Origin of the sequence: Kribbella sp. NPDC050820 (assembly GCF_040653975.1) — a bacterium.
In the GTDB taxonomy this organism is placed as follows: domain Bacteria; phylum Actinomycetota; class Actinomycetes; order Propionibacteriales; family Kribbellaceae; genus Kribbella.
This window is the reverse complement of the sequence record NZ_JBFAHB010000054.1, coordinates 16,379-41,698: the sequence shown is the minus strand read 5'-3', so window position 1 is coordinate 41,698 and position 25,320 is coordinate 16,379. Positions and strand designations below refer to the sequence as shown.

Below are 25,320 nucleotides of genomic sequence, written 5' to 3'. Positions count from 1 at the left end.
ATCGTACGCCAGGTTTCTTGGCAATTCAGAACCATCGGAAAGGCCTGTTCAGGACGTCGAAAGGAACAGCCATGCTTTCGTCCAGCAATGGTCGCGACGCGATTCGTGCGATTGTCGCCGAACTTGCGCCGCGACAGGTCGAAGACCTCCGGGACGAGTTGCGGTTGGTCGACGATCTCGAGTATTCGTCGCTGGCGCTGACGGAGTTGGCCTTCACCCTCGAGGACGAGTTCGACCTGCAGCCGATCGACGAGCCGACGGCGCGCGCGATCAGCACCGTCGGCGACATCTGTGACCACGTCGAGGGTGAGTTGCGGACCAGGAGCGAGGCCGCCGCCAACGTCGGCCCGGCCCTGCCTGGCAACGCATGAGCGCGCTGGACCGGCCCGTGGCCGACGTCCTGCGCGAGCTGGTCGCGGAGGTCAGCGGCCGTCCCCCGGAGGCCGCGGAGCCGGACTCGTCGGTCTGGGATCTCGGCCTCGACTCGCTCCGGCAGATGATCCTGGTCGCCCGCCTCCAGGCCGCCGGTTACGCGACGGACTTTGCCGAACTGTCCTCGGCCGGTACTTTCGGAGAGTGGTGCCGCCTGATCGACCACACGTCCGCGGTCCAGTCCGGAGAAAATCCGTCCGGACTAGCTGTGAACGCGTCGGCCGAGGGCGCCGACGAGACCCTGATTCCGTTCACTCCAATGCAAACGGCGTACTGGCTCGGTCGTGATCCGGAGTTGTCGCTCGGCGGAAAAGCTGCGCAATACTATGTCGAATTCGACCAGGCACCGGAAAGCGCGGCTTGCGTCGACGGAACGCAATTCGTGGAGCGGTTGCGGGCTGCGGTGCACCGACTGGGAGAACGGCATGCACTGCTCCGGGCGCGGGTCGTTCCACCGGACCGGCTGGAGATCGGGTCATCGGCCGGCTGGGCGCCCACGATCGACGTCTTCGACGAACGGGATCTCGCGCAGCAGCAGCTTGCCGTCACGTTGCGGCAGCGCCGCGCGGACTGGGCCCGCCGGGTCCTGGATGTCCGCGCGGGGGAGATGATCGCGCTCGCGGTCAGCCTCCTGCCCGCGAATCGGCTCAGGGTTCATCTAGTGATCGACATGCTGATCGCGGATGGGGAGAGCTTCAGCACCCTCCTCGGCGAGCTGAGCCTGCTGGTGCGCGAGCCCGGCGCTGGTCTTGGCGCCGTTCCGCCATCGTTCCGGCAGGCTGCGGACTGGTGCCGAAGGCAACCAACAGAGATGGACCGGCGCTTCTGGTCGGAGACCGTCGAGAAGCTCCCGCTGCCACCATCATTGCTGTCCGGTGCATCCGACTCCCCGGCCGGCGCCGATCCGATCCGGCGCCAGGTGTGGATCGAACCGCGCCGGCGCGAGCTGCTCGAGCAGTTCGCGGCAGCGCAGCGGACCACAGTTTCGGCGGTGGTGGCCACCGTGTACGCGGAGATCGTGGCCCGCTGGAGCGGCGTGCAGCAGTTCAGCCTGAACATCCCGGTCTCGCTGCGCAGCGACGTCCGCGACAAGTGTGCCGGCACCGTGGGGGACTTCACGGATTTCGCGCTGGTGGCGGTGGACCTGGCCCTGGGCGACTTCGCTGATCGTTGCCGTGCTCTGCACGGCGGGATGTTGTCGGCCTTGTGCCATCGCGGTGTCTCCGGGCCTCAGCAGCTGCGGATGCTCAGCAGGCGGGAGGGGCAGGCAGTGACCGCGCCTGTCGTCTTCACTAGCATGCTCGGGATGGGCGAGCTGTACAGCCCGCAGGTTCGTGGCGCGCTCGGTGATCCTGTCTGGACGAGCTCGCAGATTCCGCAGGTGCTCCTGGACTGCCAGGTGCTCGACGACCAGGGCGGATTCACGGTCAACTGGGATACCGCCAGTGGGGCCATCGCCGACCAGGTGTTCGACGCGATGTTCGAAGCGTTCGTGACCGCTCTCCAGGGATTGGCCGATGATGCACGCGCGGTCTCTGTGGCGGTTCCCGCCGAACAGATGGCCGCCAGGCTCGAGAGGCGGTCCGCGGTACCCCGGGCCGACCGTCCGCTGTTCGCCGACTTCCTCCGGCAGGCGTCGGTCCGCCCCGAGGCAATCGCAGTTGTGTGCGGCTCGGAGCAGATCAGCTATGGCGAGCTCCGGGCGAGATCCCTTCGGCTTGCTGGCAGCCTGGCGGAGGCGCCCGCCCATCCGGTGGCCGTGTGCTTGCCGAAGGGTATCGACCAGGTTGTCGCGGTCCTGGGGGTGGCGCTGTCGGGTTCGGCGTACGTGCCGATCTCGCCTGGGCAGCCCGTGCAGCGTCGCGACGAGATGCTGCGGGCTTCCGGTGCGCGGATCGCGATCGTGCCAGTCAGCGCCGACCGCGGCGGGTGCGCAGCGGGTTGGCCTGCGGCCGTAGTGCCACTGTCTCTACCGGAGCTCCTCAACCGGCCGGGTGCGTCCGTCGAGCTCGGCGCGGTCGACGCCGGGGCGCCTGCCTACGTGATCTTCACCTCTGGATCCACCGGCCCGCCCAAAGGCGTGGTGATGTCGCATCGCGCGGTGATGAACACATTGGACGACGTCCGCCGCCGGTTCGGCCTGGACCAGCGCGATCGGGTGCTGGGCTTCTCACAGCTCGACTTCGACTTGTCCGTGTACGACATCTTCGCGACGCTCGGGGCCGGTGGCGTGCTGGTGTTGCCGGAGGAATCTGTGCAGCTGGAGCCGGCCGAGCTCCGCACGTTGTGCGTCCGCCACGAGGTCACCGTCTGGAATTCGGTGCCGGCGTTGTTCGACATGGTGCTGACGGCAGGGCAGGACGTGGTCTGGCCGTCGTTGCGGCTCGTCCTGCTGTCCGGGGACTGGATCGCGACCGAGCTGCCGGACCGGATCCGCGGGTCCGGTGTCCGGATCATCGGGATGGGCGGCGCCACGGAGGCGGGGATCTGGTCCAACTACTTCGACGCCACCGCGAGCGACCTGTCCGGGTGGATGTCAGTACCGTACGGCGCTCCGTTGCGGAATCAGGCGTTCCGGGTCGTCGGTCCGGATGGCACCGACTGCCCCGACTGGGTCGCCGGGGAGCTCCTGATCGGTGGTGACAGCCTTGCCGACGGCTACCTGGCTGACTCGGATCTGACGGCCCGCAAGTTCGCCACCGACGGGCCGGACCGCTGGTACCGTACCGGCGACTTCGGACGGTACCGGACCGGCGGGTTGCTTGAGTTTCTCGGTCGACGGGACGACCAGGTAAAGGTCGGCGGCTTCCGGATCGAGCTCGGCGAGATCGAGGCGGCCTGCCGTCGGTGCGAGGGAGTCATTCAGGCTGCCGCTGTCGTTGCCGGGCAGCGCAAGCAGAGCATCGTCGTGTTCGTGACCGGGACAGATGTCGCCCCCGATCCGGCTGGTTTGCTCACAACGGTGGGCGACCAGCTGCCGGCCTACATGGCGCCGCGGCGGATGGTCGTCCTCGACGAGCTCCCGCGGACAGCGAACGACAAGGTCGACCGGGCGGCGCTGGTGCGCCTGGGAACGGCGGTGCTGCGCGGTGCTCCGAGCAGTACCGGCGGGCCGGACGACCCGGTGCTGGCTCTGGTCAAGGCTGCCTGGCACGAGGTCTCTGGGCAGCGCGGTGCGATGGACGAGAACTTCTTCCGGCTGGGCGGCGACTCACTGAGTGCACTCCGGCTGCTCGACCTGCTCGAACGACGGGGCCTGACCGGCGGCAGGCTTCGTCGGCTGGTCGAGTCGGCCACGATGGCGGACTTCGCCGCATCCCTCAGCCTCGGACCGAGGCCCGCGTTCCCGGCACACCCGGAGCTACGGCCCGATGCCGAGATTCCGCTCACCCAGGTCCAGCGGGCGTATCTGTCCGGCGAACGGTCCGGAAGCCGGCTTGGTGGCATTCCCGCCTTGTCCTGCTGGGAGTTCAGCAGCATCCGGCGGGTCGATGCGGACCAGCTCGGACGTGCGGTGGCCGCAGTCGTGCGCCGGCATCCTGTGCTCCGCGCCGATATCACCGAGACGGGGTTCCGGATTAGTCCACCGGATCGTGACCCGGATCCGGCGCCGGTGTTGGTGACCGATCCTGACGGCTTCCGGCATTGGCAGGATGCGGCCCGACAGCTTCGGTCCGGCGAACGACGCCGTCCGCTGGATGTCGCCGTGTGTCGGGACGCGGGCGGCGATCGGGTCGGTCTGGTCCTGGATCATCTGTACTTCGACGCCGTCAGCGCGATGACGGTGATGAACGACCTGGGCGACATCTACTCCGGGTCATCAACCGATGTGGGCGAGCACCCGCGACCGATCGCCATTCCGGCCCGGGTACGGCCGGGTGATCGGGCCTTCTGGGAGTCCCGGCTTCTCGGGATTCCGCCGGCTCCGGTGCTGCCGACGACGATGTCGCCTGCGGCCGTGGACCGACCGCGGTTCGCGCGCCGATCGGCCCAGATGGGACCGGCCGAGTGGCGCCAGGTCCAGGACGCGGCGGCACGGCTGGGGAGCTCCGCGACCGGAGTCCTGCTGACCGCCTTCGGCCGTTGCGTCCTCGTGAACAGCGAAGCCCCCGCCGGGACCATCGTGGTGACCACCTTCGACAGCTTGGGGTCGCAGCCCGGCGACCGGGAGGCGGTTGGTGACCGGACCGAACTCCTGCTGCTGTCGTTCGATGCCGTCGGCAACAACTTCGCGCGTGACGTGACCAGCGTGACCGCGGGACTTGCCGATGCCCTGGATCATCGCACGATGTCGGGCCTCGCGGTGATGGCCGAGCTCGCGTTGCGCGATCAGGCGCTCGGACCGGCGGTCGTGTTCACCAGTGCCGTCGGCCTGCCGCGCCGGCGCGAACCGCTGCGACAGTCGTTCGGGACGTACTCCTCGGGAGTCTCGCAGACACCGCAGACGGTCCTCGACTGTCAGGTCCTCGAGTCCGGCGACGGCCTGCTGATCTCGTTCGACTTTGTGGAGCAGTTGCTGTCGCCCGAGTATGTCGACGGTCTGGTCGAGTCGATGCTGGATCAGCTGCACGCCCTCGCTGCGGGGCGCGATCCGGGGCCGCCGGCAACTGTTCCGCTGACGCCTGGTACGGCCTATCACGACGTACCGGGGGAGGAAGCATCGGTCGTGATTGCCGGCGACCACCCGCACAGCGTGGCGAACGACGAGACCCGAACGCTCGTGCTGGAACTGTGGAGCCGAATGCTCGGACAGCCGGTGACAGCCGCCGACGATTTCTTCGACATCGGTGGCGATTCGCTGGTCGCCGCGCGTACGGCGGCCGCAATCCATGGGCGGATCGGCGTCGAGATCGGGCTGGGCGAGGTCGTGCGGTGCCGCACCGCGGATCGGCTCGCGGTCCTGGTCGGCGGTCGTCAGGCCGAGGCGGACATGGTCTCCGGGGCAGTCTGATGCCGGCGTCGTTCACCTCGAGTCCGGTGCACCCCGCCTATCTGGTCATGTTCCCTCATGCGGGCGCGTCCGGCAGCTACTTCCGCGACTGGGCGGACCTGCTGCCCGTCGATGCCGGCATGGTTGCCGCGACGTATCCGGGGCGTTCGTACCGGGTCGACGAGCCGCTTCGCGAGGACATCGAGGTGCTGGCCCGGGAACTGGCTGTAGAGCTCGACCAACTGGGCGGGCGGCAGGTGTACTTCGGCCACAGTCTCGGCGCGCTGGTGGCCTACCGGGTCGCCCTGGTGGCCGCCCGGCCGCCGGAGGCTATCGTCGTGTCGGCTTGCGGCATTCCACAGGCCCCGCACCTTCGTCGCGGTGGCAGGCTGGGGGATCGCGAGATCTGGACCGAGGTCGTCGCGCTGGGCGGAACGCCGCCGATCCTGGTTTCCTCGGGGGAGTTTCGTGAGCTCGCAGTCCCTGTCCTGCGCAGCGACTACCGGCTGGCCGCCTCCGCCGGCCCTGGATCGCGGCTGCTGGAGATGCCGCTCGTAGCTTGCGCCGGCGACGCGGACCCGACTGTGTCGGTGGCTGACATGGCGGGCTGGATCGGTCTCACCGCGGCGGCTTTCGAGTTGCGGGTTTTCGAAGGCGACCACTTCTATCTCGAGACAGCGCGCAGCGATTTGGTCGACCTGTGCCTGGGACTGCTGCGCCGGAGCGCGCCATGACGACCCCGGCTTCCGCCATGCCGGCGAGGGATCTCTCGGGTATGCGGGGCGGGATGTGGGCGGTGACACCGGTCGGTGCCGCCCTCGCCCAGACCGCGCGGGCACTGGCGGACGACCTTGCGCGCGTCGCCGTCGACCCGGACCACGAGCGATCCTTCCCTCAGCAGCGCTGGGCGAAGCTCCGCCGGTCCGGCCTCCTCGGAGCGACGGTGCCTGGAGAGTTCGGCGGTCCTGGATGCCAGTCCGTTCATGACCTCTGCGTGGTTGTTTCCACGGTGGCCGGTGCTGATCCGTCGACGGCGTTGGGATTGTCGATGCATCTGGCTGTCATGTGGTCTCTCACCGCGGGCAGCGGGTTGGCCCTCCGTGATCAGCTATTTTCCGACCCTGCTGGACGTGTCCTGCTGCGCGGCGCCGCTCGTGGTCGGATGGTGGCCTGCCTGGCGATCTCGGAGCTCGGCCGCCCCCTGGCCGAGCCGCGAACGACCGCCATTGAGTCCGGCGGACGGATGCGGGTCACGGGGACCAAGTCGTTCTGTACGAACTCGCCTGCCGCCGACCTCTTCGTCGTACTGACCCGGATCTCCGGGCTCCACGGCACCGACGACGTCGGCATCGCCCTCGTCCCCCGGGGGACCCCGGGGGTTCAGGTGGTCGACGACTGGCGCGGCCTGGGAATGGCGGCTTCCGGCAGCGGGACGGTGCGGTTCGCCGACTGTGATCTCGAGCGACGTCTCGTCGTACCGCTCGGAACCTGGGGCGAGACACCGGCACACGTGGGCTCGCTCTCAGCGACCGGGACGGTTGTGGCGGCGGCAGTCTTCCTGGGGATCGCCGAGCGCGCGCAGCAGCTGGCCATCGAGCATGCCCGGCGGCGCGCGTCGTCGGCGGTCGAGTTGCTCGGCCGGAACGAGGTGGACCTGTTCCTGATGCGGTCCGCCATCGCGCAGGCAACCGGTCTGGTCGACACCGGGCCGACCACGGGCCGTTGGTCGTCGGACGACCTCCAGGCAGCGCTTTGCTCTGCCTCCCTCGGAGTCAGGCAACTGGCCGTCGGTGTAGTCGATCGCGCGCTGACCTGCGTCGGCGGCGCCGGCTACGTGGCCGACCACCCGCTGGCGACGCTATACCGCGATGTCCGGGCCGGCGGCATGCTCCGGCCGTACTCGTTCCTCGACGGGCCTCGGTTGCTCGGGACTTGGCGGCTGGGCCTGTCCGACGAACAGGACGCGCCATGATTGCGCGCGCCGCGGAGTCGGCGGCGACCGCTCTGGGCAGTCGCCTTCAGCGGCAGGCGCTGTGGTCCGCCGAACTGTTGCTCATCGGTGTCGGCCTCGATCTGAACCTGTATCCACTGCTCGACGGTGTCCGGCGGACGTCCGGCGAAGTGGCCGACGCAGCGGGAATCGACAGCCGTTATGCGCGGGAATGGCTGGAACAGCAGGCGGTCGCCGGCGTGGTGGAGGTCGATCCGTTGACCGGCGGGTTCGGGCTCCCGCCCGGTCACGCCAACGTGCTTCTCGAGCCAGGCAGCAGTAGCTACGCAGTCGCTGCGTGTGTCCGGCCGCTGCAGGGCATGTTCAGGTTGCGGGCCGCGCTGGCGCGCGCGTACCGCTCCGGAACCGGACTGGACGCGCAACTGCTTGGCGATTTCCATGGCGGCGAGCTCAACACGTCGTTGTTCCGTCGCGACTTCCTGCCCTGGTTGCTCACGGCGCTGGCGGCCACCGGCCGCTCCGTAGCGGACGTGGGGAGCGTGGTCGACATCGGTTGTGGTACCGGCGAGTCGAGCTTCGCAATGGCACGAGGACTGCCTGGCGCGAGTGTCCTCGGAGTCGACGTCGATGGACCAGCTTTGGCTCGGGCAGCCATTCAGCGAGCTGGCAGTGAGGTCGGGCGACGAGTCCGGTTCGTTCACGCCGATATCACCGAGGCCGAATTCCCAGCGGCCGATCTCGTTTGCATCCTGGACATGTTGCACGAGGCCCCTGATCCGCTGGCGGTGCTCTCGTCGGCCCGCCGGCTGGTCAGCGCCGGCGGCGCGGTCGTCGTCTTGGAACCGCGCGCCGCCGAGGTCTTCGGGCCGAACGGCGACGACAACGAACGGTTCCTCTACTGCTGCAGTCTCCTGCATTGCCTACCACTTGCGCGGGCGGCCGACGGGGCAGTCGAGCCGACCGGAGCGGTGCTCCGGCCCACCACCGTGCGGCGTCTGGCCAGAGCCGCCGGCTTCACCAGGTCGCGAACCATCGAGCTGCCTCAGCCGCCGGACGGGTCGCGCCGGCACCTGAACCATCGGATGTACCTGCTGGAGGAAAGCTGATGACGATGTCGGATGCACCGGCGCAGGCACTGCTGGATGCGTGCCAGGAGAAGGGCATCGCACTCTGGGCGCACGACGGGCAGTTGCGCTATCGGGCGCCTCGCGGTGCGCTCGATCCGGGCCTGCTGGGCGAGTTGGCGAAGTACAAGGCCGAGCTTCTGCAGGTGCTCGAGGCGCCAAGCGGGCCGGTCGTCCGTACTGATCCGGCGGCGCCGTTCGCGCTGACCACGATGCAGTCCGCCTATCTCGTCGGCCGTGGCGACCAGTTGCCGTTCGGCGGAGTGGGGTGCCACGGTTACGGCGAGCTGAGCGCGCCGGACATCCTGCCCGACAGGCTGGAACAAGCTTTCCGCGTCGTCATCGGCCGCCATCCCATGCTGCGCACACTGATCGATCCCCACGGTACTCAGCAGCTGCTGCCCGATCGGCCGCCGTTCGTGCTTGCTGTCGCCGACCTGCGAACTGGCACGCCGGCCGAGGCCGAACATGAGCTCAGCCGAGTCCGCGACGAGCTGAGCCACCGTACCTACCAACCTGGTGAGTGGCCGCTGTTCGGCCTGCACCTGACCCGAACACCTGGCGACGATGTCGCGCACCTGTCGATCGACTTCCTGGTGGCGGATTTCGTCAGCCTGCAGATCATTCTCGCCGAGCTGGAAGCGGAGTACCTCAGACCGGGAACGCTGAGTCCGGACGGTCCGGACGCCCTGTTCGCCGACTACGTGCGGCAGGTCGCGGCAACCCGCCGGTCAGCGGCGTACACCAGGGACCGGGAGTATTGGCTCGCCGCGGCGGAAAAGTTGCCTCCGGCACCAGCCCTGCCGACGCACCCGGCCTCGTCGGCACCGAAACGCTTCGCCCGGCTCGGTCTGTCCCTGACGGCCTCAGAGCGCAACCGGCTCGCGGACCGGGCCGGCCGGCACGGATTGACACTGAACGCCGTCCTGCTCACCTGTTACGCCGACGCCATCCGGGAGGCGGCGAGCAGCCCGGACTTTGCGCTCAACGTGACCGTTCTGGATCGCTCGCATCTGGATGCCGAGATGACTCGGGTCGTGGGTGACTTCACCCGGAACATGCTGCTGGCGGTCGATGATCCGGGTAACGCTCCGTTCGCCAGTTGGGCGGCCCATTTGCAGAACCGGTTGCTGGAGGGTCTCGGGCACGGCAACTTCGAGGGCGTCGAACTGCTCCGTGAGTTGCGGCAGCGCGACTCCGGATCGAACCCGATGTTTCCGGTGGTGTTCACGTCGAGCGTAGGGTCCGGCGCAGCGCCGGCGAGGATGACGTACCTGCGGTTGGGGGGCGGCATCAGTCAGACACCACAGGTCTGGCTGGACTGCCAGGTGATGGAGACCGCTGACGGCCTGGTAATCAACTGGGATCACCGTGTGGATGCAGTGGCGGCCGAGGCGCTGGAACGGATGCACGACCGGTTCGCGCAGCACATTCGGTCCCTGGCCAGGCCGGGGGCCGTCGGAGACCATGAATGGATCAGTCCGCCGGCGTCGATGTCCGTTGACAGGCTCCGCCGGTCTCTGGTCGAGAACTACCTTCGGGGTCTGCCCGGGGTGGCTGACGCTGTGCTGCTGGAGGATTCGGAGACCGGCTCCGACCGTCCGGTCGCTGCGCTGCTCGCGGAGGCCACGGCGTGTGCTGCGGGCACGGACAGAGTCGACGAGCCGACGGCAATCGAGTTGTCCGCCGAAGCGATCGACTCGGCTCGCTCGCTCCGCGCGACGGCCGACGACGAAGCAATGATCCGCTTCGCGGACGCGCTGGACCGGGCTGCCCTCCTGCAGATGATGCGGTGCTTATCGGAGCGCGGTCTGTTCGTCGATCCTGGCACACAGCACACGCTGGAGGAGATTCTGTCCACGGCCAGGGTGTCCCCGGCGCATCACCGGTTGGTCCGGCGGTGGCTGGGCGCCCTTGTGGGGAACGATCTGGTGAACCGCACCGCGACGGGATTCCGTTGCCTGCGGGCCGTGTCGCCAGCCGAGTGCGACGCGGGGTGGGCCGCGGTCGAGGCTGCTACCCCGGCTGTCGAGAACCGGTCGGAGCTGATCGAGTTCTTCCGCGCGACCGCTGCCGTGCTTCCGGAGTTGCTCGACGGCAGCCGTAATCCGTTGGAGCTGTTGTTCCCGCAAGCCCGGACGGAGATCCACGAAGTCGCGTACGGGGCGATGTTTACCAGCCGGTACCTCAACCAGCTGCTGTCGCACATCGCCCGCCGGTTGTGTACCGGTCAGAGCGGCGCGGTGCCCAAGGTTCTCGAGGTGGGGGCCGGCGTCGGCGGAACCACGGTCGGCGTGGTGCGAGAGCTCGCCGGTATCGAGCTGGAGTACACGTTCACCGATGTGTCGCAGTTCTTCCTCAACAATGCCCGGCGAACCTTCGCCGACGACCCGCGGTTGCGCTTCGGCCTGTTCGACCTGAACACGGACCCAGTCGCTGCCGGGTACCGGCCGAACACCTACGACGTGATCATCTGTGCGAACGTCCTGCACTATGCCGAGAGTGTCGACGTCGCACTCGGCAGGCTCCGCGAGCTCCTGCGTCCGGGCGGCTGGCTCCTGATGATCGAGGCGACCCGGGACAGCTACCAGATCATGACCTCGATGGAGTTCCTCTTCGACGAGACCTCGCAGCACTTCACCGACGGGCGTGCGGGTAACGACCAGCTCTTCCTGAGCACCGATCAATGGCTGACGGTGCTCGCCGCGACCGGTGCCGATGACGTCGGCTGCGTCCCCGTGGCGGATCCGGTCACCGAACGGATCGGCATGCAGGTGTTCGCCGCCCGGTTCAAGTCGGACCGGGCCAGAATCGATCCGGCCGGTGTGGCGGCGGCCCTCGCTGCCGAGTTCCCGGGGCAGTGGGCCGGCCTTAAAGTCGTCGTACTCGACGATGTTCACGATCCAGCGCGGCGATTGGCCACAGCGGCGGGGTTGCGGACGGTCGCCGCGCAGGCCACCGTCCTGCCGACAGCCGACGAGCCGCCACAAGGACCTATCGAGGAACGGCTCGCCGAGGTGTGGAAACAGCTGCTGCGGCTGGAGTCGCTGGGTCGTGGTCAGCGATTCTACGAGGCCGGCGGCGACTCGTTGCTGGCGGCTCAGATCGTTGCCGCCCTGAACGACGAGCACCCTGCGGAGTTCGGCCGGATCGGGTTCGACGGCCTGCTTCGGCCGATGCTGGAGAACGCGTCGATCACCGAGCTTGCCGAACTTGTTGCAGCGTCGGTTACTACTACCCGCGAGACAGGGGCGACCGACCAGATCGGCGTCGCGGTCGACGATCTCGACATGAGCGTTCGCGGCTACCTGGTCCAAGCTGACGGCCGGGCGGCGCCCGAACTTGCCGCGGCGGCGCGCCGCAGCGGTGTCGCCACCATGACCCTCGATCGGTCCGGACCGGCTGAGCCGGAGGCGCTGCTCGACGCCCGCGTGGGCGCTGCGGTGGCGCGGATTCTCGATGACGGACACCTTGCTATCGTCCTGGCTGGTGCCGGGTCGGACGTTTGGCTGACGCAGGAGATCGCTCGTGAGGTGAGCGAACAAGGGGGCTCGGTGGAGCGGTTGGTCCTCGTCCTCGACCACATGCACCCTGCTCCCGGACCGAGCGGCGGGATGCTGTTGCCGTACGCCGGTGACGTCGACGTCCTCGTGACCGATGGGTCGAGCCGCGCGGACATGGAGATGATCGACGACACCGTTCTGGGTGAGCTGCGGGTTCACGTGCGGCCCGACGATGCTCCTGCCGACTGGACTGCAGCGCTGATCGGCGAACTCCTGGGGTACGGGTGACGGCGGCCTGGCCGCCGGCCCGCCCGATCGTCCTGGTCGGCGCGGACGGCCGGGTCGGTGCCTTGGTCAGGCATCGGCTACTGGCGGCAGACGTTCCGGTGCGGCCGGTCCGGAGGGCCGACGATCTGGCATCGGCAGTGGCCGGTAGCTCGTTGCTCCTTAACTGCGCGTCGCTCACACCGCGACCCCGGATCGAGCTTGCCGAGCTGGCGGTCCGGGCCGGGGTGGGACTGGTCGACGTCGGTGGCCTGCCGGCGCCGCGGGAGCTGGTCGGCACTTTCGGGCATGCCCGGCTTCCGCTGGTGCTCGGGGCTGGGATGATTCCCGGGCTCGCCGAGATGATGCCCGCGTGGTTGACGCCCGCCGGCGCTTCCGGCACCAGGATCGCCGGGTACGTCGTTACCCGTGAGCCGCTCACGGTCGGTGCTGCGCAGGAGTTGCTCGACTCGGGTCCGCGCTCCCGGCGATGGGAATCCGGACGTGAAGTGCCAGCGGTGCCGCTGTGGCTCGCCGGCATTCCGGGAACACCAGGGCCGATGCTCGGACTCCCGGATCTGTCACCCGCGCTCGCGGCCTATGCCGCGCGAACCCAGCCGGCCGAACTCAGCTGGTTCCACTGCCATGAGCCGGACAGCCCTGTCATCGCGCACGAGGATGGCCCGCGACCCACGGCACAGCAGTTGGTGAGTCGGGTCAGCGCGTATCTAGGAGGTCGCGAGTCGCCACAGTTCGTGGCCTGCCAGGTCAGCGGCCGGACCAGTGCCGGTCGGTTCGAGATTGCGGGCGTGCTGGGCGGGATCAGTACCTACGTCCTCACCGCCGGTGCTGCCTGCTGGTTCGCCGAACGCACCCTGAGCCAACCGTCGGAGTGGAGCGGAGGCTGGGCGGGCGATGCGTTCGGCGTCGAGGATCTGGCGCTCGTCGCTCGACGATCGGGCGTCCCAGTCGCGCAGCGTTGGTCCGGCAGCTTGTCGGACTGGCACGAAGGAACGCTGTGACCGGCGTATCGGCGGCGCCGAAGGTGGTTGTCGCCGGGTCGGACTTCGGCCGGACGTACTTGGAGGCTGTCGCCAGAGCCGGCGGCAGGCTCCGGCTCGCCGGCCTGCTGGGTCGGGGAAGCGAACGAACTGTCGCCTGCGCCCGGCGCTACGACGTACCGTGCTGGACCGACGCGATGTGTGTTCCGGAGGACACCGATCTGGTCTGTGTGGTGGTGGGAGAGCAGTGGGACGGCCGGAGGTTGGCCGAGCGGCTGCTGACCCGAGGAATAGCGGTGCTGCACGAGCATCCTGTCCGCGCCGACGACATCGCCGGGCTGTTGCGCTTAGCCGCTCGGTCGGGTGCGACCTATGCGCTGCAGTGTCACTACGGCGAGCTACCCGTCATGCGACGCTTTCTAGCAGCGACGACAGCTCTGCGCGCTCTGGACGGACCCGAACATCTGGAGCTGACGACGAGCCGACTGATGCTGACGGCCGCGCTGGACTCGGCCGCGAAGGTTGCCGGAGCCCTTCGACCGTTGACGGTACTGCGAACATCGGGCGAGGCCGGTCAGCGGTGGATCGAAGCGCGGCTCGGCGAGCTGCCGGTGACTCTGCAGGTCCAGAACACCTACCAGCCGCTGGCGCCCGACAACGGCCCGCGGGTCGAGCTGGCCGTGACGGTGCAGTATCCGAGCGGCGTCCTGACCGTGGTATCTCCGCAAGGCCCATTGCTGTGGACGCCGCGCCTTCATCGACCGCAGGGCTATCGGAATGCGGTCACGATCGGTTCCGTGCCAGACCCGGAGCTGGAGGTGCCGGCCTGGCTCGATCTGACCGGCCAGAGTCCGCCGAGCCGTCGCCGGCAGATCGGCGACCAGTGGCCGACGGCTGTGCTGGCAGGGATCGAGGGAGCCCTCGCGCGCCGGACCGATCGGGTGGCGTCGGCTCGCGTCGCCCAGCGGTGGCTGGGGATCGCGAGGCTGGTCGATCAAGTGGTGGAACAGCTCGGCCCGCCGGAGCTGACGGTGGAGGTCGCGCCGAAGTCGCTGGCGGCAACTGAACTGCTCAGTGCGGCACTGGCTACGCCGAAGGACAGGGGACACGGATGATCACGCTGGGAGTCAACGGATGGTCGGGTGCCGACCACGACGCTGCCGCCGCTCTGGTGATTGACGGATCGCTGGTGGCCGCGGTCGAGGAAGAACGCATCGTCCGGGCCCGGCACGCGCCGGGGCGGCGCCCACTCGGCGCAGTGGCCGAGGTGCTGGCCATCGCAGGGATCACGGCCGCCGATATAGACGTCGTGGCCAACGGATGGTGGCCGGATGCCCTCGGCCTGCCGACCGGCAACGAGGCTGAGCGAGAGGCGATTCGGGCCGGGCTCGCCACCGCGGGCCTTGAGCTCCGGCCGGAGGCGCGGATCGAATTCGTAGAGCACCACGTCGCGCATTTCTGGAGCTCGATCCCCTTCATTCCGGACGATCTCAGCCGGGCGAGCATCGACGGGCTGGTCCTCGACGGCGCCGGCGAGTCGACATCCGGGGCGCTGTTCAGGCTCCAGGACGGTGACCTCCGGCGGGTCTGGCACCTGTCGTACCGGTCGTCGCTCGGACTGGCGTACGAAGTCGCCACCCGGCTGCTCGGCTTCGGGCCGGGGGAGGAAGGCAAGACCATGGGTCTGGCGGCGTACGGCCGGGCGGGCCTGCGGACCCTCGAACCGCCGCCCGACGTACGGTTCGACGGGCCACTGCCCACTTTGGGCTCGCGCTCCGAACTGAGCGGGCATCTACGTGCCGAGCTCGGGCGGGGCTACCGGCTGCTGAACCGCGATGCTTCGTTCAACGAACGTGCGGACTTCGCCCAGGCTGCGCAGCAGATGCTCGAGCACCGGGTGCTGTCCTATCTGGACGAGATCGCCGATCCGGCCGGCGTGCTGGTTCTGTCCGGCGGCACCGCGCTGAATTGCACGATGAACGGCGAGGTCGCGCGTCGATGCGCAGATCTGGGGATCACACTGGTGGTGCCGCCGGCGGCGAATGACGCCGGCGTTGCCATCGGCGCCGCGGTCGCCGTCAGCGCCCGGCAGGCCGAGTGCCGTAACCGGCTCGGCGCGCAGCTCGGACCGGAACTCCTTCCGGGCGCGATCGTCGACGAGCTCCACGGGAACGGCGCGATTGTCTCGGCAGCGGATCCGCCGACCTTGGCCAAGCGGCTGCAGGCCGGGCAGCTCATCGGCTGGGTGGCGGGCCGTGCCGAGTTCGGGCCTCGGGCGCTTGGGTCCCGAGCGGTACTAGCCGATCCCGGACCGGCCGCGATCCGGGATCTGGTCAACGTCAAGAAGGGCCGCGAGTCCTGGCGGCCGCTCGCTCCCTCGGTCACCAGCGACGGCTGGTCCGAGTGCTTCGAGGGCGTGCCCTCGCCGTACATGCTGGTCGCTGCGCGGGTCCGCGCGGACCGGCGCCGCCAGCTCGCCGGTGTGACCCATGTCGACAACTCGGTCCGCCCACAGGTCGTACCCGACGACGGGACCGCGTACGCCGAGCTGTTGGCATCGGTGGGTGTGCAGACCGGGTTGCCGTGTGTGACCTGCACGTCGTACAACCCGGCCGGTCAACCGATCGTCCACACCGTTCAGGACGCTCATGACGCGGCGATCCAGATGGGATTGGACGCGATGGCCGGTGACGGGTGGGTGGTCTCGCTGTGACCGGTCTGGCGGTGGCGGAGGCTGGCGGCTGGAGGCTTGCCCGGCGCAGTCCGTACGAGTTCGCGAGACGCGCTGTGAAACTGGTGGTCGGCGTGCCGCCGACGACGACAGCCGTCGATCTCCAAGGAGCCGTGGACCGGCTGGTCGCCGGACATGACATCCTTCGGACCTCCTACCGATCAGTGGGCGCACAGTTGGTGCGCGAGGTGGACGACGATCAGCGGCATCTGCTGACGATCGGACCGTCCGCCGAGCTTCCGGAGCCCGACCGTGATCGGTTGTGCACCAGCGACCTCCTGCGGTTCGGCTACGACGAGCGACGCGACGAGGCCTGGGTGGTGGCGAGCGAGATGTTGCTGGACACCCATTCGGGCCAGCTTCTGCGACGCGCGCTGATGGACCAGCTCGCGACGCCGTCGATTCCGGTGGTCGGCCGGTTCAGCGAGTATGTCGAGCTAGCGGGCGAGAGCGCGTCGGCGGCAACGCCGGTCGGCGTCCGCTCGGTCGGATCGGTCCGCCCCGTTTGTGCAGCAGGGAAGAGCGGGTACGGCGAACGCGTACGGGTACTGCCGGATGCCGCAACCGTCGGCTTCCGGGCCTTGTGCCGCTCCCTGAAGCTGACGCCCTTCATGGCTGTCGTCGCACTGGCCGCCCATCAGGTGGCCGTCCAGTTCGCCACGAGGGATGTCGCGTTGTCCACCGCGATCGACCGGCGGCCTCGCGACCTTGCCGGGGTGCTCGGCAACTTCAGTGCCGACGTAGCGATCGAGCTGTCTGTCGAAAGCGACTTCCGATCGACGGCCGCGGCGGCGCGGGCCGCCGTACTGCGGACTCTCCGGACGGTTGGGCACCAGGTGAGCGAACCGGCAAACCTCCCGGCGATCCGCTGTCACTACCTGCCGACGGGCCGGCACTTCTTCACGGTTCTCGACCGGCACGAGGCCGGCGACGTCTGGGACGAGCAGACTGATACGTCTGCCTGGCCGATGGACTTCGGGTTTGCCGAGGACGGCAAGAGCCGCCTCGGGTTGTGGCAGCAATGGGACCGGCAGGCGTTCTCCGACAGCGACGCCGAGCGTCTGGCCCTTCTCTGCACCGAGTGTCTTCTTGATTGGGGATGATGGACGTGGCTGATGGACCTGAGGTCGGACCGACGGCAGGCGCGCATGATGTCGCCGGGCCGTTCGACCTGTCGACCACCTTCGCGCACCTCGGGCTGGACGCATCCGTCATACCTGTTCCGGAGTTCAGTTTCCGGCCCGACGCGGTGCGCCGGTACCTGGTGCGGTTCGCGCGCGATCGCGACGAGGGTCGGCTGGTCGGGATGCTGCCGATGGTGGAGTCGTGGGGGCACTGGGAGCGGCACGTCAACGGCGATGAACTGGTGGTCGTTCTCAGCGGGTCCTGTGACATCGTGCAAGAGGTCGGCGACGGTTTCCGCACGCACCGAATGGGGCCGGGCGACGCGCTCGTCAATCCCCGGGGCGTGTGGCACACGAGCGACGTGCATGAGGCCGGCAGCACGCTGTTCGTCGCGGCCGGCCGCCGGACCGACTACCGGGACCGCTGAGCATGTCGACACCGCTGACGGCAATCGGTGCTCTGTTCCAGCCCATGTCGGCCGGCTTCATCGCCGATCCGTACGAGTTCTACGCCCGGTTGCCCGGTCCGCTGGTCAAGGACGGTTCGCTGCAGTGGATCGCGTCCGGGCACGAAGCCGTCGACACGCTCCTGCGACATCGCGGCCTCCGCGGTGACTGGCCGCTGGAGTTCCAGCAACTGCGGGTGGGGCCGGGACCGACGTCCGAGTTCATCGCCGACATCGTGCTGCACCGGGAGGGCACCGACCACGCGGTCTTCCGCGGGCTGCTCGGTGGAGTCCTGCGCGGGCTCGATGTGGAACTCGTCGCCGCGGAGTGTCGCCGGATGGTCGACGAACTGCTCGACGAGGCCTTCGGGTACGGCGAGATCGATCTGGTCGAGCGCCTGGCCGTGCGGGTGCCGGTCGAGATCTCCTGTCTGCTGTTCGGCATCCCTCGGTCGGAGTCGGCTCCGATCGCCGAGTGGGGGATGACCGCGCTGAACGCGTTCACCACGGTGCTGGCTGAGTCCGAGCAGGCTTCCACGGACGCGGCGATCGTACAGCTGACTGAATACCTCGAGCGGGTCACCGCGGCGCCCAGCTACCAATTCCGTACCGAGTCCGACACGGCGCTGGCCCGGCTTCCTGGAGCCGGGCGGCGGGAGCTGATCCACAACCTGCTCTTCCTGCTGATCAGTGGCTTCACCACGTCGGTGCACTTCCTCAGCTCGATGTTGGGAGAGTTGGCCGTGCGTCCGGACCTCTGGTCACTGCTGCGTACTCGCCCGGAGCTGATCGGCACTGCGATCGACGAGCTCGTGCGGTACACCTCACCGATCCAGCACGTGTCCCGGCTGGCCGTCGAGCGGATCGAGCTCGACGGCCAGGTCATCCGTCCGGGGCGCGTTGTCCACCTGTTGCTGGCCGCCGCGAACCGCGACCGCACCGTCTTCGACCGGCAGAACGAACTCGATCTGACCCGCCGGCCGAATCCGCACGTGGCGTTCGGCCGAGGACTCCATGCGTGTCTGGGCGGGCAACTCGGCCGGCTCGAGGCCATGGCGGTGCTCGGTCATCTCGTGCAGCGAGTCGACCGGATCGAGCTGGCGAACTATCCGGTCCGGACCGCGCGTCAGGTCTTCCGCGGCTTCGAGCGGGTTCCGGTGGTGCTGTGGCCGGGCGGCTGATGATGAGCCTGTGGATCTGGCGGGGTGCTGGCGACGAGTCCGAGCTGTACGGCGAGCAGTCGGCGCGTCAGCTTTCCGCGCGCCGATCGGGGAAGCTGAGGAACGATGTAGATCCGGTGCGGTAGGGCCGCAGGCGACAGGCGGCCGGCGAGGTAGTGACGGACGGTCCGTTCGTCGGTGGGTCCGCGGAGTACGACCGCGAGCCCGAGCAGCGTGTCTCCCGTTGCCTGCGGCAACGGAAATGCCGCGCACTCGGCGACGTCCGGATGAGCTGCGGTGACGGTCTCCACCCAGTGCGGTGAGATCTTCTCGCCGCCCCGGTTGACGACATCGTCCAGACGACCGGTGAGAACCAGCTCGCCGTCCGTCGTCAGGTATCCGAGATCTCCGGTGTTCAACCTGCCGTCGGCGGACCCGGTGAGGATGTTCGAGCCGGACACCCAGACGGTACCGATGTCCGGATCCGGCCCGGCGGCCACGTCGGCAGGTCGGATCTCCACTCGGCTGAGCGTCGGGACGCCGACCGATCCGGACCGCCGGGACGCGGCGCGGACGAGAGGCTGCGATGTGATCTCGCCGGGAGCTTCGGTCATCGCGTAGGCGTTGACTGCGGGGACTCCGTAGCGGTTCTCGAGCCGTTCGGCCAGGTCCGGCGGCATGCCTGCGCCACTTGTGCGGAGGAACCGCAGCGCGGGGAGGTCGCCGATCGCCGGCAGCAGACGCATCGCGGTCGGGGCCGCAGCGCACCAGGTCGGCGGCGCCTGTGCGCAGAGGTGGCGAAGGCTACTGACCGACCCGCCTGGTGCCAGGACGACACCGCCGCCTGCGGCCAGCGCCGCGAACGCGGATGTCAGTAGGCCCAGCGTATGGTCCAGAGGCGCGATGCCCAGCGAGATGTCCAGCGGGCTGAGACCGAGGATGCCGATGACGCCGGTCACGGCAGCTTCGATGTGACTCGGCTGCAGCTCTACTAGCCGCGGTCTCCCCGTCGATCCTGAGGTCCACAGCCCGATGCTCCCGGCCCGGAGGTCGACGTCTGGTCCCGGAGTCGTCGCGTCGACGTCCAGCGTGGCGATGCCGGCGGACCGGGCCCAGCCGGCCGCGACCGACGCGGAATCATGGACGACCAGAGTAGGAAGCCCGCCGGAGCACAGGGCAGGTAGGCCTCCGGCCGGCACGGTCACGGGTACGACGGCCGGCCGGCACCGACCCATCGCGGCGGTGACCGCGAGCAGGGTCGCACGCGGATCGGCGGTCGCGATCCACACCAGCTCACCGGAGCGGTCACCGATCCGGTGCGCCAGTTGCGCTGCGCGCAGCCGGAGATCGCCGCGGCGCAGGGGAGGTCGGCCTTGCGACCAGACGACGATCTGGTTCTCGTCCCCTGGTCCAATCACCAGGAGACGACCAGTTCGGTCACGCTGCGGGTCCGCAGGCGCGTGTTGTAAGCGAGCGGCTTGCCGAGCCGCAAGGTCGGAAAGGTGGTCAGGACAGCATCGAGCGCGGCGGCGAGCTCGATGCGGGCCAGTCGGGCGAAGTTGCACAGATAGAAGCCGGAGCCGAACGTCACGTGCGGATTGGGGTTCCGGTCCGGAGTGAAGACATCGGGCCGCGCGAAGACTGAGGCGTCGAAGTTCGCGCGGGCGATGTCGACGAGCATCATGTCGCCGGCCGCGATCGCCGTGCCATCGGCGTCGAGCTCGGTGTGCGCGTACCGGAGCAGGCCGTGCGGTGTCGCAGCCGGTGGGCTGAACATCCGTAACGCCTCCTCGATCGCGCTCGACCGCAGCCGCGGGTCGTCTCGTACGCGGGCGTAGTCGGTGGGGTTTTCGAGCAACAGAGCGAGCGTTGTGCTGAGTGCGGAGGCGGGTGTCTCCCGGCCGAACGCGAGCATGCCGGCCACGAGCTTGATCACCGCGCCGAGATCTGGCCGCTCGCGCGCTGCGTTCAATGCGACCAGTTGCCCGATGACGTCCGGTGGCGGAGCGGTTCCCCGTTGCTCGACCAACTCGGTCGCGTAGCCGAGCAGCGAGCGCATCCCCGTCAGGGACAGGCCGATGTCGTCTGCGGTGGCACCCTGCTCGGTCCATCGCATCGCATCGTCGATCATGCTGCCGGGGACGTCGAGCAACTCCATGATGACCCGCGAGCAGTACGGGACGGAAAACTCCGCGTTGAAGTCGACCGGCGGGGCCATTCGGTGGATCTGCCGGCAGAGAGCTTGCGCCTGAGCCTCGATCGCCGGCTGGCGGGCGACGAATCGCGTGGTGGAGAAGACGCGCAGCATCGCGCTACGCCAGCCGGCGTGGTCGGCGTATTCCTGACCGGCAGCGCCGCGTGGTCTTCCGGAAACGTCGTCGCGTGAATACCAGGAGGCTTTGGCGGGCTGGGGATGGGACATTCCGATTCGTTCGTCGGCCAGCAGCCGGCGCGCCAGAGAATGGCCAGTGACGTGCCAGGCGCAGGCTCCGGACGGAACGATGATCTGCGTGATGGCAGGCGTCGGCATCGCGTTTCCTTTCCGGGACGGATGTCGTCGATCGCGTTCCGTGCCAAGGGATTTCACGTTGTCGGCTCCATGATGGTGCGAGACGCGATCGCTGTCGAACAGTACATTTCCGGGAAACACTGTTCGGGAGGTCTGAATGTCTGCGGAGCAGGTTCCGGAGAGAACGGGCGGCCGCCGGTACCGGCAGCTCGCGCGCGCGGCGCGCGGACCGGTCGTCGAGCTCGCGCGAACCCCCCACCGGTACCGGATCACCTTCGTCTTCGCCGATGAGCGGCTCACACCGCGGCGGGTTCTGCTGATCTGCCCCGCGCTGCCGGAGGGTATCGCCGACATGCACGATGCCGGCGACGGAACGTTTGTCCTGCCGGTCGAGCTCCCGGCCGGCACCAGGGTTGGATACTGGTACTCGATCGATCCCGACAGCGGCCGGTCGGCCGGGCAAGGCATTGCGCACCTGCTGCGAGACCTGCGGCATCGGCGGGTCGATCCCTTCAATCCCCGGCTGCAGCGCAGCCCGGTTGCCAAGACCTTCTTCCTGACCTCGGTCCTCGAGCTTCCTGGAGCCGTCGCACTGATGGGCAGACGGCGGTACGGCGCGCTCCGGCACGGCGTGGCGAGCACTGAGCTCGCAGCGCCGGGAATTCTGTCGCACGAGGTGGCGGTGACGACCTATTTGCCCACGCAGAGCCCGCAGGCAGTGGTGGTCTTGGTCGAGAGCTCGGGGGAGTGGGGAGATCCAAGCGTCCTCTTCGACGATGTGCACGCGCAGTCCGACGCGGTGCCATTTCTCGGGCTGCACGTCGCGGCGCGTAGCGTGGCCCGCCGGCTCCACGACCTGGCCGACGCTGACGGGCGATTCACCAGGTTTCTGGAGGAGATCGTCGGCTCCGCTGCGCCGGACGATCGCGTGCCCGTGGTTCTGGCCGGATTCAGTGCGGGTGCGAAGGCAGCGCTCGCCACGTCGGTTCGTCTCCCTGAGCTGTTCGCCCGGGTCGTTCTACTGTCTGGTGCCTTCCACCTCGACCAGACAATGAACTTCACTGTCGCGCCGGGTGAGCCGGTGCCCCTGGCCTGGCTGCAGGACGCGCCCGCCTTGCCGCACCGGGCCTACCTTGCGGCCGGTCTGTTCGAGGGCGACGGACAGTTCGGGACACTGAGTCAGACCCTGGCGCTGTCCGCTGAGCTGGCCCGGCGAGGGGTCGACGTACGGACCGACCTGGGGCCGACGGGCCACGAGTTCGAGACCGCTGCCGCCAGGATGGCCGAAGGTCTCCGCTGGCTACTGGATCCGCCTCGGGATTGAACATCACCGGCCGCACATCCGGTCGTGACATACTTCCGGCGTTGTCAAACGGACCGGATCGAGCTGCGGCGAAGACCTAAATGATGAGGTTCCATGACCATTGACGACGCATATCCGGGCATTCTGCGGTCCCACTGGGGACTGACCGATCCGATCACACTGAAACTCGCTCCACGGCAGGGCGGAAATTCGGTGTTATTCGACGTCCGTCCGGCGGATTCGCCGCCCTTGCTGGCCAAATTGGCGCTGACCGGCAGGGTAGAATTCGAGGCCGGGCTGATAGTGGCGGAAAGGGTCAATCTGCGGTCCAACGTACAGACGTCAGCGCCACTTCGCACGGCCGATGGCGCGGTGTCGGTGATGGCCCCGTACGGGCGTCTGGTGCGACCGCTCGCCGTCATGCAGCCAGTGCACGGCGAACCGGTGCCGATGGTCGACGACAGCCTGGCGCGGCCGCTCGCCCGACTGCTGGCGAAGGTCCACTGCGCGAGCAAGGACTTCGATGGGCCGATGCGGAGAGCCGACGATCTCAACCTCGACATGGGGATGAAGTTCGAGGACGAGGTTCGTCCCGTCGTCTCCGCCGCCTTTGCGGAGGTTCGCTCCCTCGAGCAGGTGACCTGGGGAGCTTGTTATAACGACGAGCCTGACCTCTTTCGGGACGCCGAGGGTGAACTCGGACTTGTCGACTGGGGTTCCGTCACGTTCGCGCCACTGCTGTGGGACGTCCTGCTCTGGGCGGACTTCTTCTCAGGCCGGTGCCGGGACCTGTTCCTGGAGACCTACCTGGACGAGGGACCGATCACGGCTGACGAGATGGCGCACTCGGATGTGCTGCAACGCTTCTCATGGGCCAGCAACCTCAAGTTCTGCGCCTTTCGCCTCGCGCACCCGTCGCACTACGGCAGGTATACCGACCACGATGCGGAGAATCTGGCGATGCTGCTGCGGCGACTCGTTGAAGCCTAGGCCCCCGCACGTCAGGCGCCGACGGAGAAGAGTCGATTCACCGGCTGGTCCAAGTTTGCCGGCAGCTCGCGCAGGAACGTGATGATCTTCGTTGCGACCAGCGCGCCTTGCTGCGGCGGGAGGATCGCGGAGTTGTAGCGAATCACGCCTTGGTGGGGGAGCGATCCCAAGGTGATCAGTTCCAGGATGCGGCCGTCCCAGCATTCCATCGATGGTCGGCTCCGGATCGACCACAACCACTGGGAGAACCCGGAGGAAACCTGTTTCATGGACGGCGTGGCGGGGCCCGGCGTGATGTTGATCGCGGCTTCCCACAATGGCGGACCGCCGCCGAGCACCGGCCGCCCGAATCCCAGTGAGCTCGTCACGTGGTCCATCGGAACATCCGCGTGGGCGTAAGCCTCCAGCGTCACCTGCCGGACCCGGTCAATCAGACCGCGTACGGTCGTGGACCGGTCGACGCTGATCCGTAACGGCAATACGTTCACGAGAAGTCCAACGACGTGTTCGTTCTCGACCGGCCGTCGGCTGCTGTACACCGTGCCGATGACGAGTTCCTGGCTGGGCCGGGCAATGAGGCTGGCTGCGAGCGCGGACGTATAGAGCATCGGCAACGAGGCTCGAACGCTGCGCTGCATCCGCACAAGCTGGTCCCAGGATCCGCCGTCGAGCGCGAGCGGCTGATCTCGCAGGTCTTCCCTGGACACCTTGGCACGGTCCTGCCGGGTGCGCACTGGCAACGTCGTCCGGACCCCGGCCAGCTGGTTCGTCCAATAGGCCAGCTGACGCGCGATGTCGGGTCGCTCCGGACTACGCTCGGCAGCGACCTGACGGAACTGCTTGACCGGCTGAAGGCGCGGCTCGGTGCCGCGGCAGAGGGCGTCGACGACGTCGCGGAACTCGTGCTGCACGAGACCGAACGACCAACCGTCCGCGATCGCGTGATTCGTCACGATCACAGCTATCCGGGTGGCGGATCCGGTGAAGCAGACGAGCGCGGCCCGAACCGCCGGCGCTCGCCCGAAGTCGAACGGTCGATCAAGCATGTCGCGCAGCAGGTCGGTTTGGTGGGCGTCGGGGGCGACGTGGTCGGGAGTTCCCCCGAGGCGGATTTCAGCGGCTTCGAACGGCACCTCGGGGGCGATGAACTGAACCAGCGTGCCGCCGACGAGGTCGAACTTGGTGCGGAGCACCTCATGCCGCCGGATCACAGCCTTCATCGCCGCGCAGACGATCGAGAGGTCCGCGGCGTCGGGAAGTTCCAGTGAACCGACGAGATTGTCCGCGTTGGTACGGGGATGCTCCCGGTGCAGTTGCCAGAACTTCCGCTGCGCCGGCGACGCCGGCACCGCGATCTCCGTCGTCGCTGCGCCATGCATGCTTGCTTCCCTCCCGTTGCTCCCCGGGAGGCAATGCGACGCCGATGGGTCAGCTCTGGAGACCCGGCCCCTCGCTCGCGCCCCAGGACTCCGGAGTCAGGTCCTCGATCGACTCACTGAAGCACCAGGTCCGGCCGGCGTGGTCGCGGGCGACGTACTGCCGCTCTCCGTACTTGTGGTTTGTCGGCTCTTGCGTGATCTCGGCGCCGTTCGCCCGACTGATCAGGATGTGCGCGTCGATGTCATCGACGCGCACCATCATCTCGTCCTGGGCGCTGGCGGATGGGTCGGACTGCACGATGGCGAGACCGGCTGTCGGGCCGACGGCAAGCTGAGCCCGGTGGTCCGCTATCTGCCAGCGCAGCCTGAAACCGAACGCCGCCGTCAGCCACTCGACGGCCTCGGACACGTCGGGGTAGCCCAGCACAGGGATCAGTACGTCGACAGGCATTGATCGGTTGGAACGCATCCAG

At 68.4% G+C, this 25,320-nt stretch carries 18 protein-coding genes; 14 read left to right on the top strand and 4 right to left on the bottom strand.

The annotated features are described in order from the left end of the window. Positions 1 to 71 precede the first annotated feature (71 nt). The 12 genes from AB0H36_RS34035 to AB0H36_RS33980 are packed head-to-tail and all read left to right on the top strand — an operon-like array spanning position 72 to position 18,687. Positions 72 to 371: an acyl carrier protein gene (locus AB0H36_RS34035; protein WP_360533208.1), complete on the top strand. Its 300-nt coding sequence runs from the start codon at positions 72 to 74 to the stop codon at positions 369 to 371. Further along, complete coding sequence (locus tag AB0H36_RS34030; RefSeq protein ID WP_360533205.1) at positions 368 to 5,383, top strand: amino acid adenylation domain-containing protein; 5,016 nt, start codon at positions 368 to 370, stop codon at positions 5,381 to 5,383. The genes AB0H36_RS34035 and AB0H36_RS34030 overlap by 4 nt, the downstream gene beginning before the upstream one ends. Next, positions 5,383 to 6,096 (top strand): thioesterase domain-containing protein, encoded by a 714-nt coding sequence (locus AB0H36_RS34025; RefSeq protein WP_360533202.1) that lies wholly within the window; start codon positions 5,383 to 5,385, stop codon positions 6,094 to 6,096. The genes AB0H36_RS34030 and AB0H36_RS34025 overlap by 1 nt, the downstream gene beginning before the upstream one ends. Then, positions 6,093 to 7,334, top strand: a complete 1,242-nt coding sequence (locus tag AB0H36_RS34020; protein ID WP_360533199.1) for an acyl-CoA dehydrogenase family protein — start codon at positions 6,093 to 6,095, stop codon at positions 7,332 to 7,334. The genes AB0H36_RS34025 and AB0H36_RS34020 overlap by 4 nt, the downstream gene beginning before the upstream one ends. Beyond that, the gene (locus AB0H36_RS34015; RefSeq protein WP_360533196.1) at positions 7,331 to 8,419 is read left to right on the top strand and encodes a class I SAM-dependent methyltransferase; all 1,089 of its coding nucleotides are present in this window, start codon (positions 7,331 to 7,333) and stop codon (positions 8,417 to 8,419) included. The genes AB0H36_RS34020 and AB0H36_RS34015 overlap by 4 nt, the downstream gene beginning before the upstream one ends. Beyond that, positions 8,419 to 12,228: a condensation domain-containing protein gene (locus AB0H36_RS34010; protein WP_360533193.1), complete on the top strand. Its 3,810-nt coding sequence runs from the start codon at positions 8,419 to 8,421 to the stop codon at positions 12,226 to 12,228. The genes AB0H36_RS34015 and AB0H36_RS34010 overlap by 1 nt, the downstream gene beginning before the upstream one ends. Further along, on the top strand, positions 12,225 to 13,226 hold the full coding sequence (locus tag AB0H36_RS34005) for a hypothetical protein (protein WP_360533190.1): 1,002 nt from the start codon (positions 12,225 to 12,227) through the stop codon (positions 13,224 to 13,226). Before AB0H36_RS34010 ends, AB0H36_RS34005 begins: the two co-directional genes overlap by 4 nt. After that, the gene (locus AB0H36_RS34000; protein ID WP_360533187.1) at positions 13,223 to 14,320 is read left to right on the top strand and encodes a Gfo/Idh/MocA family oxidoreductase; all 1,098 of its coding nucleotides are present in this window, start codon (positions 13,223 to 13,225) and stop codon (positions 14,318 to 14,320) included. The genes AB0H36_RS34005 and AB0H36_RS34000 overlap by 4 nt, the downstream gene beginning before the upstream one ends. Next, positions 14,317 to 15,918 (top strand): carbamoyltransferase C-terminal domain-containing protein, encoded by a 1,602-nt coding sequence (locus tag AB0H36_RS33995; protein WP_360533184.1) that lies wholly within the window; start codon positions 14,317 to 14,319, stop codon positions 15,916 to 15,918. Before AB0H36_RS34000 ends, AB0H36_RS33995 begins: the two co-directional genes overlap by 4 nt. After that, positions 15,915 to 17,039 carry a hypothetical protein gene (locus tag AB0H36_RS33990; protein WP_360533181.1) on the top strand — a complete coding sequence of 375 codons (1,125 nt, stop codon included), beginning with the start codon at positions 15,915 to 15,917 and terminating at the stop codon, positions 17,037 to 17,039. Before AB0H36_RS33995 ends, AB0H36_RS33990 begins: the two co-directional genes overlap by 4 nt. Before the next feature lie 5 nt (positions 17,040 to 17,044). Next, positions 17,045 to 17,488: a cupin domain-containing protein gene (locus AB0H36_RS33985; RefSeq protein ID WP_360533178.1), complete on the top strand. Its 444-nt coding sequence runs from the start codon at positions 17,045 to 17,047 to the stop codon at positions 17,486 to 17,488. 2 nt (positions 17,489 to 17,490) lie between these two features. Continuing rightward, positions 17,491 to 18,687 carry a cytochrome P450 gene (locus tag AB0H36_RS33980; RefSeq protein ID WP_360533175.1) on the top strand — a complete coding sequence of 399 codons (1,197 nt, stop codon included), beginning with the start codon at positions 17,491 to 17,493 and terminating at the stop codon, positions 18,685 to 18,687. Here the strand turns inward: AB0H36_RS33980 and AB0H36_RS33975 are convergent. Together AB0H36_RS33975 and AB0H36_RS33970 are read right to left on the bottom strand one after the other, a co-directional pair. Further along, a complete protein-coding gene (locus AB0H36_RS33975) occupies positions 18,633 to 20,084 on the bottom strand; it encodes an AMP-binding protein (RefSeq protein WP_360533172.1) in 1,452 nt (483 codons plus the stop codon). The genes AB0H36_RS33980 and AB0H36_RS33975 overlap by 55 nt on opposite strands. Beyond that, positions 20,081 to 21,196: a cytochrome P450 gene (locus AB0H36_RS33970; RefSeq protein WP_360533169.1), complete on the bottom strand. Its 1,116-nt coding sequence runs from the start codon at positions 21,194 to 21,196 to the stop codon at positions 20,081 to 20,083. The genes AB0H36_RS33975 and AB0H36_RS33970 overlap by 4 nt, the downstream gene beginning before the upstream one ends. A gap of 136 nt (positions 21,197 to 21,332) precedes the next feature. Here AB0H36_RS33970 and AB0H36_RS33965 point away from each other — a divergent pair, with 136 nt between their 5' ends. Together AB0H36_RS33965 and AB0H36_RS33960 are read left to right on the top strand one after the other, a co-directional pair. Then, positions 21,333 to 22,499: a hypothetical protein gene (locus AB0H36_RS33965; RefSeq protein WP_360533166.1), complete on the top strand. Its 1,167-nt coding sequence runs from the start codon at positions 21,333 to 21,335 to the stop codon at positions 22,497 to 22,499. Between the two features lie 93 nt (positions 22,500 to 22,592). Beyond that, complete coding sequence (locus AB0H36_RS33960) at positions 22,593 to 23,468, top strand: hypothetical protein (RefSeq protein ID WP_360533163.1); 876 nt, start codon at positions 22,593 to 22,595, stop codon at positions 23,466 to 23,468. An 11-nt stretch (positions 23,469 to 23,479) separates the two neighbouring features. Here the strand turns inward: AB0H36_RS33960 and AB0H36_RS33955 are convergent, their stop codons facing one another. Then, positions 23,480 to 24,847, bottom strand: a complete 1,368-nt coding sequence (locus tag AB0H36_RS33955; protein WP_360533160.1) for a condensation domain-containing protein — start codon at positions 24,845 to 24,847, stop codon at positions 23,480 to 23,482. A 49-nt stretch (positions 24,848 to 24,896) separates the two neighbouring features. Further along, the gene (locus AB0H36_RS33950) at positions 24,897 to 25,316 is read right to left on the bottom strand and encodes a VOC family protein (protein WP_360533157.1); all 420 of its coding nucleotides are present in this window, start codon (positions 25,314 to 25,316) and stop codon (positions 24,897 to 24,899) included. Positions 25,317 to 25,320: the final 4 nt, after the last annotated feature.

Excerpts from the sequence above, each read along its gene's own strand:
- AB0H36_RS34035 (WP_360533208.1), top strand. The coding sequence starts at position 72 with ATGCTTTCGTCCAGCAATGGTCGCGACGCGATTCGTGCGATTGTCGCC.
- AB0H36_RS34030 (WP_360533205.1), top strand. The coding sequence starts at position 368 with ATGAGCGCGCTGGACCGGCCCGTGGCCGACGTCCTGCGCGAGCTGGTC.
- AB0H36_RS34025 (WP_360533202.1), top strand. The coding sequence starts at position 5,383 with ATGCCGGCGTCGTTCACCTCGAGTCCGGTGCACCCCGCCTATCTGGTC.
- AB0H36_RS34020 (WP_360533199.1), top strand. The coding sequence starts at position 6,093 with ATGACGACCCCGGCTTCCGCCATGCCGGCGAGGGATCTCTCGGGTATG.
- AB0H36_RS34015 (WP_360533196.1), top strand. The coding sequence starts at position 7,331 with ATGATTGCGCGCGCCGCGGAGTCGGCGGCGACCGCTCTGGGCAGTCGC.
- AB0H36_RS34010 (WP_360533193.1), top strand. The coding sequence starts at position 8,419 with ATGACGATGTCGGATGCACCGGCGCAGGCACTGCTGGATGCGTGCCAG.
- AB0H36_RS33995 (WP_360533184.1), top strand. The coding sequence starts at position 14,317 with ATGATCACGCTGGGAGTCAACGGATGGTCGGGTGCCGACCACGACGCT.
- AB0H36_RS33980 (WP_360533175.1), top strand. The coding sequence starts at position 17,491 with ATGTCGACACCGCTGACGGCAATCGGTGCTCTGTTCCAGCCCATGTCG.
- AB0H36_RS33970 (WP_360533169.1), bottom strand. The coding sequence starts at position 21,196 with ATGCCGACGCCTGCCATCACGCAGATCATCGTTCCGTCCGGAGCCTGC.
- AB0H36_RS33965 (WP_360533166.1), top strand. The coding sequence starts at position 21,333 with ATGTCTGCGGAGCAGGTTCCGGAGAGAACGGGCGGCCGCCGGTACCGG.
- AB0H36_RS33960 (WP_360533163.1), top strand. The coding sequence starts at position 22,593 with ATGACCATTGACGACGCATATCCGGGCATTCTGCGGTCCCACTGGGGA.
- AB0H36_RS33955 (WP_360533160.1), bottom strand. The coding sequence starts at position 24,847 with ATGCATGGCGCAGCGACGACGGAGATCGCGGTGCCGGCGTCGCCGGCG.
- AB0H36_RS33950 (WP_360533157.1), bottom strand. The coding sequence starts at position 25,316 with ATGCGTTCCAACCGATCAATGCCTGTCGACGTACTGATCCCTGTGCTG.